This is a genomic window from Hymenobacter psychrotolerans DSM 18569, from assembly GCF_900142395.1.
GTDB classification, from domain to species: domain Bacteria; phylum Bacteroidota; class Bacteroidia; order Cytophagales; family Hymenobacteraceae; genus Hymenobacter; species Hymenobacter psychrotolerans.
In genome coordinates this window covers 80,377-100,543 of record NZ_FRAS01000017.1, presented here as the reverse complement: position 1 = coordinate 100,543, position 20,167 = coordinate 80,377, and the positions used below count along the sequence as shown (strand labels likewise).

Below are 20,167 nucleotides of genomic sequence, written 5' to 3'. Positions count from 1 at the left end.
GTGCCGGCTTCTGTGTTTTTTCACCACGCTACAACAAGTACTGATATGTCGATTTTTGGAAGTGATAAACTGAAAGGCAAGAAAGTGGCCATCGTGGCTACTGATGGATTTGAGCAGGTAGAACTGACTGAGCCCAAGAAATACCTGGAAGATGAAGGCGCCCAGGTAGATGTGATTTCGCTGAAGAGCGGCTCCATCAAGGGCTGGGACAAAACCGACTGGGGCGACAAAGTGAGCGTCGATAAAGTAATCGGCGACGCGAAAGTGGCCGACTACGACGCTCTGGTGCTGCCCGGCGGCCAGATAAACCCCGATAAGCTGCGCATGGAGCAGTCGGTGGTAGATTTTGTGGGCGAGTTTATGCGCTCCGGCAAGGTGGTAGCTGCCATCTGCCACGGCCCCTGGACGCTGATTGAAACCGGCCTGGTGCGCGGCAAGAAAATGACCAGCTACCCCAGCATCAAAACCGACCTCAAAAACGCCGGCGCACACTGGGAAGACTCAGAAGTGGTAGTAGACAAAGGCCTCATCACCAGCCGCAACCCCGGCGACATTCCGGCTTTCAACAAGAAGATTGTAGAAGAAATGCTGGAAGGTGCGCACGCCCCGCGCAGCTAAGCAGCAACCCGTTTCGTCAAAAAAAGCCCTGCCAATCCGTTGGCGGGGCTTTTTCGTGCCTTTTGGCCCAGGCTATGGCACCAGTTGCAGCAGCAGGCCAGCGTAGCGGTGATATACGAGGTACAAGCCCACATCAAACAAGAGCAAAAAGCTGCCCTGCACCCACAGCGAGCGGCCGAAACCACGCAGGCGTTCCGGCTTGAGGGTGGTGCTGGCCGCCCGCGCCCGCAGCCAGCTGCCGGTGCATACATACGCCACATCCAGCCCCGCGTTCAGGAGCAGGATCTTCTCGAAGTTGAACTGGGCCGTGAGGCTCTCGGTGAGGGTGAGGCCGGCCACCTGATTGGGGTGCGCCTGCAGAAGCCCCCATACCGCTAGCAGCACATTCACCAGGCCCCAGCCTATATTCATCTGGTGGAAGTAGTGCGGTTCCGAGCGGGTGTCGGTGTGCGTGACGTAGTAGCCGCTGACGAGTAGGTTCAGCAAGGCCCATGCGCCGAGCAAACCCATGCCCCGCTCGGCCAGCAGCTCGCGGGCCATATTCAGGGTAGGAAGAGTACCGGGCGCAGAAGCAGTGAGGAAGTCGGTGGGCATAGCGGGCGGAAAAGTCAGGGCACAAAAAAAGGAAGCCGGAGCTTCCTTTTCTGTAAGCGGAAAGGTGCGGATTAGTTTGTGAAGCCTACGCCCACATACACCTGAAACACGCCATTTTTCACATTGTCGTAGGCAGCGGCGCCGGCATCTTTCGGGTCGTTGTAGATATCAGACAGGCCCAGGTCGTAGCGCGCCCCGATGCGGGCCGGGCCCACGCGGCCTTCAATACCACCAACTACGCCATACTCCAGGCTGTTGAGCCCCACGCTGGAAATCTGGCGCTCCTCGCCGGCATACTTGGCATTCACGAGCAGCGAAGCCTGCGGGCCCACGTGCAGGCTCACGTTATCGAACACGTTATACACAAGCAGCAGCGGCACCTGAATGTAGTCGAGGCGGGTTTCGCGCTTTTCGCCGGTCGTCTGGCCGGGCGTCGTCGACTGCACCGTAAATTGCTGCGCATCAAAGCCTTTGCGGGTGAACAGAACTTCGGGCTGGAACGAAAATTTATCGTTGAGGCCGAACTGTGCATAAACGCCGGCGTGGTAGCTCTTGAGGCTTTCGAGGTCCTTATAGGCGTCTTTGTCGCCGCCGCGCAGGTCGGAGAGGTTGAAGCCGGCTTTTATGCCGAACCCGTTGTTGCGCGAGTCGCTGGTGCTGGGGGCGTAGTCGGTAGAAGAGCGGACGCCAACCGGGCCTTCCTGAGCATTGGCAGCAAATGAAGCACCGAACAGGCAGAGAAGAAGGAAGATCTTTTTCATATGGTAAGACAAGTGAACGGGAGAGAAGAAAGGCGGCGCATCAGGGAAGACGCCGATTTTACAGCGCTATACTTGCCCGGCTTCGGAAGTGTTGCACCCTGGCCCGAATCAAGAGCATAATTTTTTGCCGGCCCAATGCTGATGCATCGCCGGCAGCTACTATCTTTGGCGCTTTCCGGCCGCAGCCAGAAGGTTCGCGGGGCGTTAGCTCAGTTGGTTCAGAGCACTACCTCGACAAGGTAGGGGTCACTGGTTCGAGCCCAGTACGCCCCACATATTCCGCTTTTTACGCTTGAAATAACCGCCCTGCCCGGGCGGTTATTTTCGTGTAGTAGCCATCCTGCTCCGCTATGCTTTCTATTGCCTGGGCTCCGCTCTACGCGCATCCGCTGCCTGCCGCCCACCGCTTCCCGATGCTGAAATATGAGCTGCTGCCGGAGCAGCTGCTGCGGGAAGGCGTAGTGCCGGAAAGCGCCTTCTTTACGCCGGTGCCGCCGCCAACTGAGGATATTGTGCGCACCCACTGCCCCGACTACTACCAGCGGCTGTGCGCCGGCCAGCTCACGCGCCACGAAGAGCGCGCCACCGGCTTTCCGTGGAGCCCGGCCCTGATTGAGCGTGAGGTCACGATTCTGGGCGGCACGCTGGAGTGTGCCCGCCGGGCGCTGCAGGGCGGCGTAGCCCTGAACATTGCGGGTGGCACGCACCACGCGTTTCGGGACCGGGGCGAAGGGTTCTGTTTGCTCAACGACCAGGCCGCCGCCGCCGACTACCTGCTGGCTCACCCGGAGCTGGGAGTTCATAAAGTGCTTATCGTGGACTTGGATGTGCACCAGGGCAACGGCACGGCCCGCATTTTCCAGCACGAGCCGCGCGTGTTCACCTTCAGCATGCACGGCGCCCGCAACTACCCCGGCCGCAAAGAGCAGTCGGACCTGGACCTGCCTTTGCCCGATGGCACCGACGATGCCGCGTATTTGGGGCTGCTGCAGGACACGTTGCCGCGCCTGCTGGCAGAGCACCAGCCCGATTTCGTGTTTTACCTCAGCGGCGTTGATGTGCTGGCCACCGACAAGCTGGGCTACCTGGCGCTAAGCCCCGCCGGCTGCCGCCAGCGCGACGAATTTGTGCTCGGCCTCTGCCACCGCCACCGGCTGCCGGTAGTGGTGTGCATGGGCGGCGGCTATTCCCCGCGCATCGCCGACATCGTGGATGCGCACGCCAACACCTTCCGCGTAGCCGCTGACCTGTGGAACTGAACTGGGGCGGTGGATTGGTGGGCTTGCGGAGTGGCGGATGGGTGGATTTTCGTCTGTCATCCTGAGCGGAGCGAAGGACCTGATTAAAGCATAGCGACGCCGGTAGCATTAGTTTGGCTACGCTATCCGCCACCATAACGGACGAAAAATCCACTACTCCACCAACCCACCACCCCGTCACTTCACCGGATGATGACTTGCCAACGAAATGCCCAACGCCAGCGCAGCGTGTACTGCCGGATGCCGGCCTGCTGCAACAGCTGCTGCCAGTTGAGGCGGGTGAAGGCGCGGGCCACTGATAACGGCGCGTCATTCTGAACGAGGTAGGAACCCCGAAAAAGCCGCGTGAGCCAGCGGATGCTGTAGTAGGCCAGCGGGTGCCGGTGCAGGTCGTTGATGATGACGGCCACGCCGGCCTGCTGCTGCCACTTCGGGAGCAGCTCCACCAGGGCCGCATCCGAGAAATGGTGGCAAAACAGGCTGCAGGTCAGAATGTCGAAGGGCTGATCCTGGAACTCAGGGCTGAAAATATCCTGCTGCCGGAAGCTGATTTCGGGGTACTGCCGGACCTTGCTGGCTGCGTACTCCAGCATAAACGGGTTAGCGTCGATGCCGGTCAGCTCTACCGGAATGGCGTGGCGGCGGGCCCAGCGCGCAATCTGGCGCAGGGTGTCGCCGCCGCCGCTGCCCAGGTCGGCGAGGCGTAGCGGGCGGCCCGCCGGAAAATGGGGGCGGAGCCGGTCCAGCGCATCCAGCACCGGCGCGTAGCCTCCCAGCCAGGTGTTGATGGTTTCCAGCTCATCGAGGTTGCGGCGCAACGCGTCGGAAGCCAGCGAGAGGTCGTCCATCAATTCCTCTTCCGTAGCGCGGCGCGACAAGTCAGGCATGGGGCAGTTAATTGCTGATTGTGTAATGGCTGATTGTTAATTGTCGGTGATAAAGCATGGAACAAATCCACCACAGCGCGTAGCTTCACTACTCACTACTCACTACTCACTACTCACTACTCACTACTCACTACTCACTACTCACTACTCACTACTCACTACTCACTACTCACTACGCGCAGCAGCATGGCTTCCAAAGTCAGGCCGGGACCAAAGGCGAAACTGAGCACCGGTGCGCCGCTGTCCGCCGCTCGGAAACCCGCCAGCAGTTCGCGCAGCACATACAGCACCGTCGCCGACGACATATTGCCGTATTCGCGCAGCACGTGGTAGGCCGGCTGGTTGTCCTGCGGGCTGAGGCCCAGCTCCTGCTCAATGGTTTCCAGAATACGCCGCCCGCCCGGATGGATGGCGAAGTGCCGGATGTCGGAGAGCTGCACCGGCAGGTTGCGCAGCAAATCATCCGTGAGGCGCCGGATACCGCGCTGAATCAGCTTCGGCACGTACGACGACAAGGTCATCTCAAACCCAAAATCGTTGACGTGCCAGGCCATATCGGCGTGACCATCGGGCTCCAGGCCGCAGTGGAATGCTTCCAGCGCCAGATGTGGCCGGTTTCCGGAGGGCCGCCCCAGCACCAAGGCCGCCGCCGCCCCGTCGCCGAACAGTGCGTTGGAAATCAGATGGTCTTCTTCGTGGTGCTTCTGGAAGTGAATGGTGCACAGCTCGGTACATACCACCAGCACGCGGGCATCGGCATCGGCCCGGCAGATGGCATCGGCGAGCTTCAGCGCGTTGAAGGCGGCATAGCACCCCATAAAGTTCACGCAGGTACGCTGCACATCGGGCCGCAGCCCCAGCCGGCTCACCAGCTCAATATCAAGGCCCGGCGCATACATACCGGTGCAGCTCACCGAAATCAGGTGCGTGAGCGTGTTAGCCGGCACGTCGGGGGCCTGCTGCAGACAGTTTTCGGCTGCCGCCGCCGCCAGCGGCAGCGCCTCCTGCCGGTACACCCGCATCCGGGCCCCCACCGACGGAAATGGCTCCAGGTCGGGAGTATTCGGAAAGAAGGTGAACTCACCGTTGGGCCGGCCGTAGTCGGGCAGCACGGTGTAGCGGTGCCCGATGCCCGACATGCGGTAGAGGGCCCGCAGCTTGCGCGTCTGGTCGGTATCGAACTGCAGAGCGTGGGCCATAAAATCCCCGATCTGGGCTTGTGGAAGACGGTGGGGCGGGTTGGCAGTGCCAATGGCACTCAGATAGCTAATCATTCGGTGCAGTATACGCAATTAGGCGTCGGCCAGAACAGGAGGATAAGGAGAATGCCAAAAACTATACGCCGCTGCCGGCTGGCCTCCACTTGCCGGCTGGGATGCAGTACGGCTTCAGAAAGTAGCTCCGCGCGTGCGGCGCATCAGGGCGCGCACGCCGCCGGGCCAGTAGCGGAGCCCTGCCACCACGGCCTCGCTCAGCAGCGGGCGCCCAAACAGGCCCTGCACCAGCCGGCCCACCCGCAGCCGCTGCCCAAACTGCGCGTGCCAGCTGTGGCGGTAGCGCGCCTCCAGCGTTGCGCGCGTGGTGCGGCCCTGCAGAAAGTCGTGGAGGTGGGTGCTGGCCAGGTGCGCTCCGTGAATGGCCATGGCCATGCCGTTGCCGCAGAGTGGCGTAATCAGGCCGGCCGCGTCGCCGCACATCAGCATGTGGTCTTCGATGCAGGACTTGGGCGCGAACGAAATTTCGTTGATGACTTCCGGCTGCGGATACAGAAACTCGGCGGTTTCCAGAATGCGGCGCAGCTGCGGATTGCGGGCCAGCACGTTCTGCTCCAGCCCTGCAATGGTGCCGTGCTGCTTTAGGTTGTGGCGCGTGGTGAGGTAGCAGAAGCAGTAACGCCCGTCTTCCACCGCCGAAATGCCGGCGTAGCCATCCTCGAAATTGTGCAGCGCAATCAGGTCGGTGGGGTAGTCGAGGCGCAGGTGGTGCTTGACGCCGAGGTAGGGGGAGCGTTGCTGAAAAAACGGCCGCTGCAGCTGCCGGTCCAGGGCGCTGCGCTTGCCAAAGGCCCCCAGCACCGCCCGCGCCGCCAGCTGCTGCCCATCGGCCAGCAGAACGGTGTGGCTGTCGGTGCCTGGCTGATAAGTTACGGCCGCCACGGTAGCGCCCTGCAGCACCGTAATGCCGCGGGCTTCGGCCAGCTGGGCCAGGTGCTGGTCGAGGGTGAAGCGGCTGATACCGAAGCCACCCATGTCCAGCGGCACCGAGAGCAGGCGCCCACCCGGCGACGAAAGCTGAAACCGGCTCAGCAGGGCCGGGCGCAGCACCGCCGGGTCGGCACCGAGCCGCCGCAGATACGGCAGCACTTCATTGGAAATATACTCGCCGCATACCCGATGAAACGGATACCGCTGGCGCTCCACCAGCGTCACGGTGTAGCCGTGGCTGCGCAGGTCAAGAGCCGCCGTCAGGCCGCCTAAGCCGCCACCGATAATGAGAACGTCCAACTTGTTTCGTCTGGTAAGAGGTTGGGTCAGAAGATGAAATCAGGCAACTGGTCGAAGATGAGTTATATTTTGCTTATCTAATGAAGAATACCGGGTATCTTTGCAAACCTAAACGGCTGCCTGACGTTTTATCAGGTATCCTATCCGCCGCGCCTTTTTTACGCTCACCCCCACGCTTACGGCCCGCTATGATGCAACGCCTACTCTACTTCTTCTTTCTGGTGCTTCTCGCCATCGGTCCGGTGCGCAGCAGCATGTCTACCGCCACGGCCAAGCCGGTTGGCGTCGCCAAACGTCCTGCCCGCCCCGCTGATGAGCGCACGATTCTCGTGTACCCCAACCCCAGCACCGGCATTGTACACGTTGCCATCAACGGCTTCGAAGGCCGCAAGCTCGAACTGCGGGTGCTCAACGTCATCGGTTCGGTTATCTACCGCGAAACCATCACGGAGCTCAACGACCGGTACACCAAAACTCTTGATCTGAGCAAGTTTGCCAGTGGCCTCTACTACGTGAAGCTCGAAGGCGACAACGCCAGCGAGATGCGCAAGCTCGTCATCCGCTAGTTTCGCGCACTGCTTTCCAGAAATTGCTATTCAACAAAAAGCCCCGTCTGCTACAGACGGGGCTTTTTGTTGATCGAACCAGTGGACTAGCGGCGGTTTTTGGCGCGCACCGGTACTGGTTTCAGAGAGGCTTTTACCTGGCTGATGGTATTGAGCGCAAAGAAAGTGGTGGCCAGGGCCACGCCTACAAAAATCAGAAAAGACATGTTCGGGAAGGTTAGAAGAGCGAAAGAAATGCATCAACGGTAGCATCCGAAAGGATAGTATGCCCGGCTGAGTGCGTATATGGTCTACAACCGCAAAAGGGCCTGAGTAGTTGCAGCATAATTATGGGATGGCCGTAAGTTGCTCTACCACGCGGCGGGCGTCGGGGCCGGCCCCGCCCATCAGGGCCGAGCTACGGCTGTTCAGCCACGGCAACCCGAGAAAGGCAATGCCGAGCGCCTCCGTCAGGCCGTTGTGGTGGCGGGGCGTACCATCGGCCTCGAATACAGGCAGCTGTATCCAGCGAAAATCGGGACCGAAACCGGTGGCCCAGACCACGGCTTGCAAGGGCGGCGTGGTACTGCGCCGGCCTTGCAAGCCACCCGCCGCAGTGCCGCCGGTAGCCCGCCCGATAAACTGCACGTTGGAGAAACTACGCAGCCGCTGCAGGTCGGCGCGTACCACTGGTTCGGGCTGCTGCATGGCGTAGCGGCCCAGCGGGTTGTGGCGCGACACCTGCAGCAGCCCCGTGCCTTTCAGGAGCAGCCAGGTAGCCTGGTTGTTGGGGAAGGCCGGGGTTTTGTCGTCAAAGGCCGCGTAAACCGGCCGGCCGGTGGTGGCCAGGTCGGCGGCAATCTGCAGGGCCGAATTGCCGCTGCCCACTATGGCTACGGCTCCTGTGCCCGCAATTTGGGCCGGGCGCCGGTAGTTGCTGCTGTGCATCTGTTGCACCTCAGCCGGCAACTGCGCCCCAAAACCCGGAATCCGGGGAGCGGAATAAGCGCCGGTGCACACCAGCACGCGGCGGGCACGATACGTGCGGCCAGCAGCTGTGTGCACTACGTAGCCTGCGCCTGCCGCATCAGCCGCCAGCGAAACAGCCCGTTGGCCCAGGTGCACCGGAAACCGGAAGTGGGCGGCATAGTCCTGCAGGTAGGCGGCGGCTTCGTCTTTGGTAGGGTAGTTCAGGGCACTGCCGGGCCAGGGCCGCCCGGGGAGTCCGCTGGCCCAGCGGGGCGAAAACAGGCGCAGCGCATCAAAGCGCGTAGCCCAGACTTCGCCTACTGCCGCGCGCTCATCCAGCAGCGCGAAGGGCAGCCCGCGCCGCTGCACGTAGTACGCGGCCGCCAGCCCGGCCTGCCCGGCGCCAATGATGAGAGTGTCGAAAACAAATTCAGTCATGCAGGGCTAAAAGTACGGAGCCCGGGCCGACTACTCTGCGCCTTACAAACCCGGAAAATCCTGCCGGAGTCCGGCCATTACTTGTGTTGTCACGTTGCGTACCAGGTCCACCAGCTGCTGGGCCTCCTGTGGGGAAGCGGGAGTATCGCGGCAGGCTTCCAGGCGCCGGATAGGAGCGTGCAGCTGCCGGATGTGGAGCCCGTCCAGGGAGCTTTTGAGGTGATGGGCAGCCGCTGCCAGTTTCTCGCAGTTGCCGGCCGCGGCGTGGAGTTCCAGTTCCCGCACGGCGGGCGGCGTAGTCTGAATAAACAAGTGGGCCAGGCGCCGCACAAACTCTTCGTTGCCGTGTGCCAGGCGCCGGATGCCGCTCAGGCTGTAGAGTGGTGAGCTGGGGGCTTCCTCCCGGAAATGGGGCTCGGTCGGGGCGGCTATGGCCGGGCGCTGCCCCAGGGCCGAAGCAATGGTGCGGAACAGCTCTTCCTCGCGAAAAGGCTTGGACAGGTACCCCGAGAAGCCCGCTGCCGCGTAGCGTTCCGCCTCGCCGCGCAGGGCGTGCGCCGTGAGGGCAAGCACCGGCGTAGCGGCGCGCCGGGGCTCGGGATGCTGGCGCAGGCACTTCGTGGCGGTCACGCCATCCATGCCCGGCATCTGAATGTCCATCAACACGATGTCGTAGCTGTGCTGGTCGAAGAGGGCCAGCGCGTCGGTGCCGGTGCCGGCAGTGTCCACGGTCCAGCCCCAGCCCCGCAGCAACGACTCCACCAGGAACTGATTAATGGCATTGTCTTCGGCGAGCAGCACGCGGCGGGCGCCCAGGCTCCGGTAGTTGATGGAGGCCCGGGCCGGTGCCTGCACGGACGTAGGATCGGCGGAGCGGAAGGCGAGCGAGAAGCCGAACGTGCTGCCTTCGTGCAGGCGGCTTTCGGCCGTAAGCGTGCCACCCATCAGGTCTACCAGACCGCGCGAAATACTCAGGCCCAGGCCGGAACCGCCGTATTCGCGTGCCGTGCTGGCCGACGCCTGCGTAAACGGCTCGAACATTTCCTGCAGCTGGTGCGCCGGAATGCCGGGGCCGGTATCCAGCACCTGAAACTGAAACTGCGGCTCCTCGCCGGGCTGGCTGAGGCGGCGGCACGTGAGCAGTACTTGGCCGCGCTCCGTAAATTTTACGGCATTGCTGAGCAGGTTCAGCAGCACTTGGCGCAGGCGGTATGGGTCGCCGAGCACGGTGGTGGGTACGCTGGCCGGCGGCAGCTCCAGCTCCAGCACGATGCCTTTTTCCTGCGCCCGCGGCAACAACGACTCCTGGCTGGTGCGCAACACTTCCCGCAAGTCAAACGGAATGGTTTCGGGGCGGATTTTGCCGGCCCCGAGCTGCGCCATAGCCAGCACGTCGTTGATGACAACCAGCAGGTGGTCGGCGGAGTGGCGAATGTGGCCCAGAAACTGGCTTTGCTGATCGTCGAGCGGGGTTTTGGCCAGCAGCCCGGCCATGCCCAGGATACCGTTCAGCGGCGTCCGGATTTCGTGGCTCATGTTGGCCAGAAAGTTCTGCTTGGCCTGCGCGTTCTGCTCGGCGGCTTCTTTGGCCGCGCGCAAATCCAGCTGGGTGCGTTTCAGCTCCGTGATATTGATGTCTACGCCCAGCACCTGGCGGCTGCCGTCAGTCAGGGCGAACGGGCGCTTGATGCTGTAGAACCACAGCGTTTCGCCGTCGGGTTTGGTAAACGTTTCTTCCTGAATGACTTCCTGATTGGTGCGTAGCACCTGCTCGTCCTGCTGCTGGTAGCGGCGGCTGTCGGCCAGAGCCGCCGGCAGCTGCTCGGGGCGGGCGCCCACAATCTGCTCGGGCGTCATACCATACAGCTCGGCGGTAGCCTGGTTGGCCAGCAGATAGTTGCCCAGGCTGTCTTTGAGGTAGATGAGGTGTGGGGTGGTATCAATCACCTGCCGGAACAAGCGGTTCTGCTCGGCCAGGCGCCGGTTGGCTGTGCGGCGCTGCTCATCGGCCACTTTCCAGTCCGTTATATCTTCTCCCACTCCCACAATCTGCAGCACGTTGCCGTGCGCGTCCCGTTCGAAAGGCGTGTGCGTAGAGCGGAGCCAGCGCGCGGCTCCGTTGCGGTGGTAGAGGCAGTATTCCAGCGACAGGGAGTCGCCATCGGCCAGCCGGCTGACGTTCTGAAAGTGCTCCAGCAGCCGCTGCACCTCGGTCGGCTTCATAAGCTGCGTAAGCATATCGCCCCCCATTGCCCGCAGCTCCGCCTCCGAAAATCCCAGCATCGATTCGATGTGCCGGTTGCAGTAGACGTTGCGGCTGTTGGTCAGGTCGTAGATATAAATAAGGTTGGGAGCTGTGTAGGTCACCCGCTCTACCAGCAGCTGGCTCTGGCGCAACGCCTCTTCCGTGGCTTTGCGGTGCGTTATGTCTTCGGCGCTGCACAGCACCTGCCGTACCTGACCGGTTTTCTCGTCGTGCGTGAAGGGCGTGCTCCGGATCAGGAGCACGCGCCAGTTTCCATCCTGATGCTTTACGCGGTATTCGCCGGTGCTGTGTTCTCCTTCGGGCAGGGCCTGCAGATAATCGGTCTTGTTTAACAGCAGCTGCAGATCATCGGGATGAACAATGTGGGTCAGAAGCTTCCGTTGGTTCTGAATGGACTGCTCTTTGTAGCCCAGCACCCGCTCTACCTGCCGGTTGATGTAGGTGAAGTGATGGTCGTGCAGGTCGTAGAGGAAAACAATGGCCGGAATGGTGTCATTGATGCGCTCCATGAGCCGCTGGCTGTGGCGTAGCTGGGTTTCGGCCTGGCGGCGGGCCGTAATATCCGTCAGGTACACATTGGCAGCCGCTTCGTGCGGCAGCGGCACAATGGTCCAGTGGTAGAAGCCGCCATCCAGCTGGCGCTCCACAACGCGGCTGCGGTTTTCGTGCAGGGCCGCCGCTACCTGCTGCTGCAGAAACTCCAGATCTGCCCGGCCCTCGGGCCGGGCCAGCTCCCGCAGCACCCACTCGGCGGCCGGGTTGGTGTAGCGCGCCTGCCCGTTTTGCCCGAAGCAGATGATAGGGGAGGGGCTTTGCTCGGCCAGCTGGCTGAGCTCGTGCACGCGGGCCTGCACCTGCTGCTGGCGCGTTACGTCTTCGTAGCTCCACAGATGCAGCACCGTGCGTCCGTCCTGCACCACCGGCAGATACTCGCGCTGCAGAATCCGGCCGTTGTTCAGGTGCAGTAGCTCGGCCTGGCGCAGCTGGGCCTGCATGGCGGCTTCGGCCTGCTGAAGCACCTCATCGGGCTGGCGAAACGCCCGCGACTCGCGCAACACCAGGTGGCAGTCTTTCCCGGCATACGCTGCCGGAGGCTCGGGCAGATTCAGCAGCTCGCAGAGCCGCTGGTTGATGAGCGTGATGCGGCAGTGCTCATCCTGCGCCAGCAGCCCGGTGTTTATGGTTTGCAGCAGGGCCGTTAGCTGTGCGGCAGCCACCTCACTCTGCTGCTGCAGCTGCTGCCGTAGCTGTTGCAGCTCTTGCCGGGCGGCCAGGTTGGATTGCTGAGCCTGCTGCAGGCGGCGCTGCAGCTGGCGTTGTATAATAGAGCTCATCGCACACATACATATAGGCAAAGACAGCGGAACGACTCCAGCAAACCGCTACAGCCGCCCAACAAGAGGCCACGCTAGCGCAGCCGCACCTCGTTGTTCTGAGCCATACGATAAATAGTGGACTTCCCGATTTGCAGCTTGGCCGCTACCTGCAGAATATTTCCCTGATAAGCATCCAGATAGCGCTGCACAATGGCGGCTACCTGCGCCCGCAACGACTCCTGTCCCGGCAGCGGCTCGGTGCTATTGCCGTTCTGCATCCGCAACGACAAATCCTGGGGCTTGATGGTGTCGTGCTCGGCCAGCACGGCGGCCAGCTCTACCACGGCCTTCAGCTCGCGCACGTTTCCCGGAAACGGGTAGCGCAACAGCATGCTGCGGGCCTCATCGGAAAAGCGGCAGGGCGTCGTCTTGTTCTGCGCGCAGAAGTCGCTCAGGAACGACTCCGCGAGCAGCAGCACATCCTGGCCCCGCTCCCGCAGCGGCGGCAGCAGAATAGGCAGGCCCAGTAAACGGTAATACAGGTCTTCGCGGAAGCGGCCTTGCTTTACCTCTTCTGCCAGGTCGCGGTGCGTGGCCACCATCAGGCGGGAGTCGAACGGGATGGGCTGGCCGCCTCCCACGCGGGCTACTTCGCGCTCCTGCAGCACCCGTAGCAGCTTGGCCTGCAGATCCAGCGGCAACTCCGCAATTTCATCGAGAAACAAAGTGCCCCGGTGCGCCTCCTCAAACCGACCGATCCGGCGGCTGATGGCTCCCGTGAAAGCGCCCTTTTCGTGCCCAAATAGCTCACTTTCCAGCAGCTCGCGCGGAATGGCGGCTACGTTCACGGCCACAAACGCCTGGTCGCGGCGCGGCGACAGGTAGTGGATGGCCTTGGCCACCAACTCCTTGCCGGTGCCGGTTTCGCCACTCAATGATACCGTGATGTTGGTGCGGGCAGCCTTCTCAATCAGACTGCTGAGCTGCTGCATCTGTGGGCTGCTGCCCAGAATAGCGCGGCCCGGCTCGTATTTCATCCCTATCTGCTCGCGCAGACGCTCGTTTTCGCGGCGCAGCTGCAGCTGCTTCCGAACGTTGTTGGCTGCGTTCCAGAGTCGGTCGGCGGTTTCCTCATCCTTTACCAGGTAGTCGTAGGCACCCTGGCGGAGCAGGCCGATAGCCGTGCGCACATCTTCCTGCCCCGATATAATAATAACCGCTACTTCGGGCAGGCGCTCCTTGATGCGCTGCAAGACTTGGTCGCCCTTGCCGTCCGGCAGGGAATAGTCGAGCGTAATCAGGTCGGGCTTTTCGCCGAGATGATCGAGGCAGGCCTGCGCAGTAGTGAAGCGCTGAATATGATAGTCGGGGTTCTGGGTAAGCTTGTATTCGAGCAGTTCACCGTACCAGGCGTTGTCCTCGACGATGAATATATGCACAGGGGCAGAAACAGACATAAGTTAAGAAGGTGTTAGCCAGCCATGGCGTCTGCACCCGCAACCCGCAACACCAGACGAAGGCATCGACGAATCGGCTTGGTTCTGGGTTTGGGCCATGTGCGCAGTTTTCAATAGCTCAGAAAGGGGGTTGGGTAGAGGCGGAGTGCGAGTATAGCGGTAAAAACGGGGTTTACCATGTTTTCTTTATTTGGGATGGCAAGTCCAATACCAGGATTATATATTATTTTATTAATAATTGTAACTGCTTGATTTACAAGCGTCATAATGATAAAATATAAAATGGCAGTCGGATTGTACAAGTGAAAATAGCCCTGCACGGACGCGCCGTGGGGAGTATTCCCGCTTCGATATGAGACACACATCCTACTTCCGACTTCCCCTGCTAGCGGCTATATGGCTGCTAGCCACCTCCTTCAGTATGGGCGCCCGGCAACCCATTTACGGCACTGGCACTGCCGAAAGCATCACTGACTGCAATCTGGTCTTATTATGCACTTCTGTTTTCAGGGCAGATAGAGCTTCTAATCAGAATCTGGATGACTTTGCCACGCTTACACTTCCTTTGTTGTCGGTTGGGTATCTGCCGGCAGGGGTAAAGGTGCAGATGGCACAACGAGTACCGAAAAACTCCCGCGCAGGTTTCGTGGTCGGGTCCAGTAGCGTTCTGTCGGCAGTAGGTACTGTTACCATCACCACGTTTGATGGAGCCACGCCCAAGGAAACGCTCAATGTAACTAATCTGGCTACTACCGTTTTAGGGTCGGGTGCACCCGGCCGGTTGGAGTTCGTGGCCAAGCAGGAGTTTACGCATATCCAGATAGTGGCTACCTCCCTGCTGAATGTCGGCTACAGCATTCGGGTGTACTACGCTTATGGCATAGACGCCAACGTGGTGGAAACGGCCAAAGGCGTGGTGTCGCGCTTCGGGACGCCGGTAGAAGGCCAGAACTACAGCACAGAGGTTGTGGATAACGGCGTAAGCGTCTGCGTCAACTCCGGAGTGCAGAACCCGGCCAACGCAGTCAGCTCCAGTCTGAATGACTACGCTACCTTCAACTCCGTAGTGGGAGTGAGCTGCCCCAACTCGCTGAAAGTGAAGCTGGAAGGTGCCGTCCCCGGGGGGTATTATGCTGGCTTCGTGGTCGGCAAGCAAGGCTTGGCCGATATTTCCTTGCTCGGAGGGCTGCGCATTACCACGTATCTGAACGGGGAGCCGCGGGAAAGTGTCACCAGCATCGACGCCCTGAATGTGACGCTGTTGCCCAACGGCCAGTATCAGATCAGCTTCCCGACGGAGCGGGCTTTTGATGAAGTGCAGATCACGCGCAGCGGCCTGCTGAGCGCGCTCGACGGGCTGGAGATATACTACGGGTTTGGCCTGGAGCCCAGCGCGTTCGAAGACCAAACGCCGATCCGCTCAGATTTCAGCAGCGGTGCCGGCCAGGTTACTACTTCCGGCAACGGCACGGTACTGAACCCGCAGAACGCGGCCAACTCCAACCTGACTGACTACGCTGAAATCCGCACGGCGGCTGTGGGCGTCCTGACGACCACGGCAGTAAACATCAACCTGAACGGCAGCGGGCAGGCCGGCGACGCTGCCGGGGTGGTGCTGAATGCCAATGCAGGGTTGCTCAACACGCAGCTGCTCAATGCTATTGCTATCCGTACCTACGACAGCAACAACAATCTGCTAGAAACTGCCAGTGGTGGGTCTTTGCTCTCGCAGGGCTTACTGGGTAACGGCAGTACGGAGGTGTATTTCAACACCACGCGGGATTTCCAGCGGGTAGAAGTAGAAATCAGCTCCACTCTTTCCCTCTTCGACCGAACCCAGATTTTGTATGCATTTGCCGAAACACGTCCTACGGGCTTCCCGCTAACTATTACTAATCCAGGGCCTCTGCCAGTAGAACTGGCCGCATTCGGGGCCAAGGCGGCCGGACAGGCTGTAGAAGTGGCGTGGCGCACGGCATCTGAAACCAACAACAGCCACTTTATTGTGGAGCGCGCTACTCAGGTGAAAAGCGAATTCAAAGCGGTAGGGCGCGTGGAAGGCAGTGGTAACAGCCAGGGACGCAGCTATACCTTCCGCGACGAAACGGCAGCCTCAACCGGAGTAGCAACGCTTTACTATCGTCTGCAGCAGGTGGATACGAACGGGAAAACGTCGTATTCGCCCATTGCTGTAGTTACTCTGAACCCAATGAAAGCGGAGGTGCTGGCCGTGTACCCCAATCCTGCAGCTAGCTCTACCAGCATCACCGTAGAGTTGGCGCCGATAATGGACAGCGCTGCCGGGGTGCTCCGCATTTATGATGTTCAAGGCATGCTGCTACGCCAGCTGCCTGTTACTCAGCCAACAATGCGTCTGCAGGGTGAGCCGCTGCCAGCCGGCCTCTACAACGTGATACTGACCGGCAAACAAGGGCAAAAGCTAGGTAGCCAGCGCCTCGTCGTAACCGGCCGCTAGCCCGACCCGGTAGTCAGCGGAAAAAAGCCCGATACGATAAAAGTATCGGGCTTTTTACCATAATGGGATAGATGATAACAGCGAGAAACAAGCTTTGGGGTAATAGTTGCCGCGGATAGGGAGACAGAGGTCAGGCGGCATGGGATGCTTCTGATACTCGTCTTGGGAAAGCCTAGTAGCCGCTGGCTGCGGCTCCTTAAGGGCGTTTTCTCGGAGGAGTATCGGAGGCGGGAAGTGCAGTTCTGGAACTGCATACAGCCGGGCAGCACCTTTCGGATTTGCACCCGCTGGGCCTAACATGCAGCGGGTTGTCGAGTGAGTCTTGTTCTGGTGCTCACAATGTTAGATAATATATTAACTTTTCGTTATTCTGTCGGAAGTATAAACTTCGCCCGTTTACATCCCGTACCTTTGTAGTGAGTGAAGTAGATGGGAAATGTGAAGAGGATGGAGAGCCGCGCTGCAACGCGGCTCTCTGCATTTTCACTGAGCTGGCCATCCGCTTTCCAGGCATCAGGCTACTTGTCTGGTGCTGGTTTGTACCATCTTAAAGACCAGAAAAAGCCCCTGGCCGCTACAACTCTGTAGCAGCCAGGGGCTTTTTATTAGGCCAAACTTCTACTCGATGGCCCCAGCGGCGGGCCGGCTGTTCATATACGAGCGGAAGGATATCGAGATTTCGCTGACCAGCGACGTGGCCTGTGCCGTTATGCGCCGGTCGTTGCGCGTGCGGGTATTGGTGCGGTCGGCGGCAAGCTGGGCTACGTAGGCATCAAAGGGTACGCTTTCTTCGGGCTTTTTCCCATCGGGTACTACCCGCAATTGCCCAACGCTATAGTCGTAGCCCGAGGCCAGCGTATGGAATATAAACTCAAAGCGAACCGGCTGCTCCTGTTGCTTGCCGGAGGTGCTGGTGAGCTTCACCTGCACGGTTCCTTCGGCCCGCAGCTCGCCTTTGGCGGCATCAGAGCTTATCACTTTTTTGGGAGCGTAGGTGAAGTGGTTTTCCACCCAGTCGGCGGCGCGCCGGAACAGAACTTCCTGCTCAGAATCTTCTTCGGGCACCCGTTCGGTGTAGCTCACAGGGGTGCCCGTATCCTGCGCCTGCGCAGGAATTGCCACGCTCAGGCCAGCGCCAATCAAAAAACCGAGTACTACTTTTTTCATGAGACGACGATAGGTGGTGGCAGAAGGCCAGCGGGCACTTTGCCAGTTGAAGGGAAGCTTGAGCCGCGTAAAGAAAGATAGTATTTTGTTGGGAAAACGAATTTGGAGCCGCCAAGTTATGAGGGAAAGGAAATTGTACTCCGTCTCGGCACCACAGGAGCGCTCTGTATATAGTGAAGGCCATACCAATGAATAGGATTATTCCATCTAGCTGGATGCCGCTCGGGTACGGGCCTTGCGCAGACTTGCCTGCTGCGCCCACAAAGGTAAGCAGGAATAACGGCATACAAACTCACAAACCGATGCAATAAATAGTGTTGATTTACAACTTGATAGCATGCTATATTATAATAAGTAAGCGAAAGGCAAGCAGAGGGGAAAAGTGGGGTGGCGGAAAATTTTCTTGATAAAAAATTCGGCTATGCATTTGGAGGCAATGCAACCGAGTAGTACTTTTGGGTCGTGCTTCAACTGAATCAACACCACTTGATGAAGCGCGGGACCGAGCGAAACGCCGTCCTGCGAGATGACCGGAAGGTCGTTTCCCCCGTTGATTCTTTCGTTTTTCTGGTTTTTGCTTTTTTCACCGCTTCGGTTTTCGAAGCGGTTTTTTTGTGTCCTGTCGGTCCGGCCGGCCCAGCGCAAACCAGTTCTCCACCCCGCCTTTTCTAACCCTTCAACCCATACTGGTACCCCCCATGAACGACAACACCACCCTCGCCCAGCAGATGGTAGCCGCCGCTCCTGCCGCCACCCGCAACGTGAACCTGAGCACGGACCCCAAGCGGATGGCCATCATCAAAGTATGGGACGCCATGTTCCGCGGTGCCCGCAAATACGTGGAGTCGGAGGGCTTCGTAGCCATCCACAACATGCCGCACATTGTGGGTGTAACCGGCGCCTGCGAAAACACCGACACGCTGTTCACCGTGGATTGGTACGACGGCAAGAAGATGTTCCTGCCTCAGTCCAACCAGCTTTACATCGAAATGCTGACCCAGGCCATCGAAGGTGGCCGCGTGTACGGCGAAATCCAGAGCTTCCGCAAGGAAATGAAGGCTGATGGCCGCCGTCTGGCGCAGTTCAGCCTGTTCGAAATCGAGCACATCGGCGACCTGGACGAGCTGCTGGGCCACCTCTCGGGCATCGTGGCCTCGGCTTCGCGCCAGGTTGCGCAGGACTGCGCCAAGGAGCTGGAGCTGTTCGGCCGCAACGCCGCCGACCTGACCAACGTGACCTTCAAGCGCATGACCTACGCCGACGCCGTAGACCTGCTGAAAACCGAAGGCTTCCCCGAGCTGCAGTTCGGCGACGACCTGGTGGCCGAGCATGAAGGCCGCCTGACCGAGCTGATGGGCCCGATGTTCGTGACGCACTACCCCGAGGAAATCAAGTTCTTCAACATGAAGAACAACGACGAAGACTCCCGCGTGGTAAACTCTTCCGACCTGCTGCTGCCGCTGGCCGGCGAGTCGGCTGGTTCGGCAGAGCGTGAGTTCGACGCCGACAAGCTGCGCGAGAAACTGATGAAGTCGTCGATGCTGGAAGGCCTGCTGCGCCAGGGCATGAAGCTGGAAGACTTCAACTGGTACCTCGACTTCCACAAAGAGCACGACGTGAAGCTGCACTCGGGTGCCGGCGTAGGCATGGCCCGCGTCGCCCAGTTCATCCTCGGCCAGAAAGACATCCGCGACTGTGTGCCTTTCCTCATCAACCGCGACAACGTAATCTAGTCGCCTTCAACCAAAGCGCCCGGCCAACACCGGGCGCTTTGCTTTTGGGGCAGTAGCAACCGGCAAAGAGCCGGGAATGCTGCCCAAGGCAAACCCGGTAAAACCTGGCTCCGGAGGCTGGGGAGGGGTGGCCCGACCAACGGAGTGGCGGAAGATCAGAGGGGATTCTGGCGTTAGCCAGTCCGTGGTTGGCCACCCCGTTTCGGGTTGTGTGTTTTGTTTGACTGTAGTCCTGACGAGCAGCAGGGAGCTTCCCTCGCCAACCGACGGATTTTTCCATTTCTGACCTATGCAACTCGGCAAACTCACGCTTCAGAACCCCGTGTGCCTCGCGGCCGCACCCTGGCAGCTAGATGGAACGGGCTACGAGCGGCTGGGCGCGATTTTCACCCGCACCGTAACGATGGAGCCCAAGCCCGGGCTCTACGAGGAAGGCATTTGGCAGGTCGCCGACCAGACCTTGCTCAACGCCACCAACATGCGCACGGAAAGCGCCGAAATCCTGGTGCAGGAACACTTGCCCAACCTGCGCCGCTACGGCGTGCCCGTGTTTGTCAGCATTACAGCTCCCGGCATTCCTGGTTTCCGCAAGATTGCGCGCTTCCTGGCCCGCGAAGCCGGCGACCTGATTGCGGGCGTGGAAGTCTACATTGCCCAGCCCGATACGGGAAAGGGCGAAGAGTTGAGCGCTAAGTTTGTGCGCGAAGCTACCCAGGCCGTACGCAATGAGCTGGGGCCCGAGGCCTCCGTAATTGTGAAGCTGCCGCCGTGGCCGGAGCACATCCGGGGCCTGGCCCTCGGGGCGCAAGCTGGCGGAGCCGATGCGCTGGCCGCCACCAACCTGCTCAAAGCCTTGCACCTCCCCGATGATGCTACGGCTGAGCCCGTGGCCGGCGGGTTATCGGGTGAGGCCTTGCGGCCGGTGGCGCTGCGCTGCGTGTGGGAACTGGCACACGATGAAAACATCACGCTGCCCATTTTCGGGACGGGCGGCGTGTTTACGGCCAGCCATGTCACGGATTACCTGCGGTGCGGGGCCAGCGCCGTGCAGGTGGCGAGCGGCGAGTGGCTGGAACCTGGCCTGGCCGCCCGCCTGTCGGCTGAGTGCGAGCACCTGGTTCCCGAGCCCTCACAAGCCCGATCGTAAGCCAGACGAGGCTTAACGCTACCTAAGAAC

At 60.4% G+C, this 20,167-nt stretch carries 15 protein-coding genes and 1 tRNA gene; 7 read left to right on the top strand and 9 right to left on the bottom strand.

What is annotated here, in order from left to right:
* Positions 1-45: 45 nt before the first annotated feature.
* Entirely contained in the window at positions 46-618 is a 573-nt protein-coding gene (locus tag BUE15_RS15250) for a type 1 glutamine amidotransferase domain-containing protein (protein ID WP_073286920.1), read from the top strand.
* Positions 619-690: 72 nt separating this feature from the next.
* Here BUE15_RS15250 and BUE15_RS15245 read toward each other — a convergent pair whose 3' ends face one another.
* Positions 691-1,212: a DUF6992 family protein gene (locus BUE15_RS15245; protein ID WP_073286917.1), complete on the bottom strand. Its 522-nt coding sequence runs from the start codon at positions 1,210-1,212 to the stop codon at positions 691-693.
* 71 nt (positions 1,213-1,283) lie between these two features.
* Positions 1,284-1,973 carry a porin family protein gene (locus BUE15_RS15240; RefSeq protein WP_073286914.1) on the bottom strand — a complete coding sequence of 230 codons (690 nt, stop codon included), beginning with the start codon at positions 1,971-1,973 and terminating at the stop codon, positions 1,284-1,286.
* A gap of 198 nt (positions 1,974-2,171) precedes the next feature.
* On the opposite strand from BUE15_RS15240, the gene BUE15_RS15235 reads away from it, so the two are divergent.
* Positions 2,172-2,246: transfer RNA gene (locus BUE15_RS15235), tRNA-Val, on the top strand.
* A gap of 77 nt (positions 2,247-2,323) precedes the next feature.
* The gene (locus tag BUE15_RS15230; protein WP_073286910.1) at positions 2,324-3,232 is read left to right on the top strand and encodes a histone deacetylase family protein; all 909 of its coding nucleotides are present in this window, start codon (positions 2,324-2,326) and stop codon (positions 3,230-3,232) included.
* Positions 3,233-3,414: 182 nt separating this feature from the next.
* On the opposite strand, the gene BUE15_RS15225 is transcribed toward BUE15_RS15230, so the two are convergent.
* The 3 genes from BUE15_RS15225 to BUE15_RS15215 all read right to left on the bottom strand — a co-directional run bounded on the left by BUE15_RS15225 (position 3,415) and on the right by BUE15_RS15215 (position 6,623).
* Positions 3,415-4,119: a methyltransferase domain-containing protein gene (locus tag BUE15_RS15225; RefSeq protein WP_073286907.1), complete on the bottom strand. Its 705-nt coding sequence runs from the start codon at positions 4,117-4,119 to the stop codon at positions 3,415-3,417.
* A gap of 158 nt (positions 4,120-4,277) precedes the next feature.
* Positions 4,278-5,393, bottom strand: coding sequence for a type III polyketide synthase (locus tag BUE15_RS15220; RefSeq protein WP_073286904.1), 1,116 nt, complete (start codon positions 5,391-5,393; stop codon positions 4,278-4,280).
* A gap of 114 nt (positions 5,394-5,507) precedes the next feature.
* Entirely contained in the window at positions 5,508-6,623 is a 1,116-nt protein-coding gene (locus BUE15_RS15215; protein WP_073286901.1) for an NAD(P)/FAD-dependent oxidoreductase, read from the bottom strand.
* Positions 6,624-6,811: 188 nt separating this feature from the next.
* Here BUE15_RS15215 and BUE15_RS15210 point away from each other — a divergent pair, with 188 nt between their 5' ends.
* Complete coding sequence (locus BUE15_RS15210; protein ID WP_073286898.1) at positions 6,812-7,189, top strand: T9SS type A sorting domain-containing protein; 378 nt, start codon at positions 6,812-6,814, stop codon at positions 7,187-7,189.
* A 327-nt stretch (positions 7,190-7,516) separates the two neighbouring features.
* Here the strand turns inward: BUE15_RS15210 and BUE15_RS15205 are convergent, their stop codons facing one another.
* From BUE15_RS15205 to BUE15_RS15195, 3 genes are all read right to left on the bottom strand, one after another.
* Positions 7,517-8,575 carry a flavin-containing monooxygenase gene (locus BUE15_RS15205; protein WP_073286895.1) on the bottom strand — a complete coding sequence of 353 codons (1,059 nt, stop codon included), beginning with the start codon at positions 8,573-8,575 and terminating at the stop codon, positions 7,517-7,519.
* A 42-nt stretch (positions 8,576-8,617) separates the two neighbouring features.
* Positions 8,618-12,175 carry a PAS domain S-box protein gene (locus BUE15_RS15200; RefSeq protein ID WP_073286892.1) on the bottom strand — a complete coding sequence of 1,186 codons (3,558 nt, stop codon included), beginning with the start codon at positions 12,173-12,175 and terminating at the stop codon, positions 8,618-8,620.
* A gap of 74 nt (positions 12,176-12,249) precedes the next feature.
* Complete coding sequence (locus BUE15_RS15195) at positions 12,250-13,614, bottom strand: sigma-54-dependent transcriptional regulator (RefSeq protein WP_073286889.1); 1,365 nt, start codon at positions 13,612-13,614, stop codon at positions 12,250-12,252.
* Between the two features lie 646 nt (positions 13,615-14,260).
* Between BUE15_RS15195 and BUE15_RS15190 the strand changes: the two genes are divergently transcribed.
* On the top strand, positions 14,261-16,090 hold the full coding sequence (locus BUE15_RS15190) for a T9SS type A sorting domain-containing protein (RefSeq protein ID WP_170865277.1): 1,830 nt from the start codon (positions 14,261-14,263) through the stop codon (positions 16,088-16,090).
* A gap of 618 nt (positions 16,091-16,708) precedes the next feature.
* Here the strand turns inward: BUE15_RS15190 and BUE15_RS15185 are convergent.
* Positions 16,709-17,257 carry a DUF4468 domain-containing protein gene (locus BUE15_RS15185; RefSeq protein ID WP_073286883.1) on the bottom strand — a complete coding sequence of 183 codons (549 nt, stop codon included), beginning with the start codon at positions 17,255-17,257 and terminating at the stop codon, positions 16,709-16,711.
* A 698-nt stretch (positions 17,258-17,955) separates the two neighbouring features.
* On the opposite strand from BUE15_RS15185, the gene BUE15_RS15180 reads away from it, so the two are divergent.
* Together BUE15_RS15180 and BUE15_RS15175 are read left to right on the top strand one after the other, a co-directional pair.
* The gene (locus BUE15_RS15180; RefSeq protein WP_073286880.1) at positions 17,956-18,990 is read left to right on the top strand and encodes an amino acid--tRNA ligase-related protein; all 1,035 of its coding nucleotides are present in this window, start codon (positions 17,956-17,958) and stop codon (positions 18,988-18,990) included.
* Between the two features lie 289 nt (positions 18,991-19,279).
* The gene (locus BUE15_RS15175) at positions 19,280-20,137 is read left to right on the top strand and encodes a dihydroorotate dehydrogenase (RefSeq protein WP_073286877.1); all 858 of its coding nucleotides are present in this window, start codon (positions 19,280-19,282) and stop codon (positions 20,135-20,137) included.
* Positions 20,138-20,167: the final 30 nt, after the last annotated feature.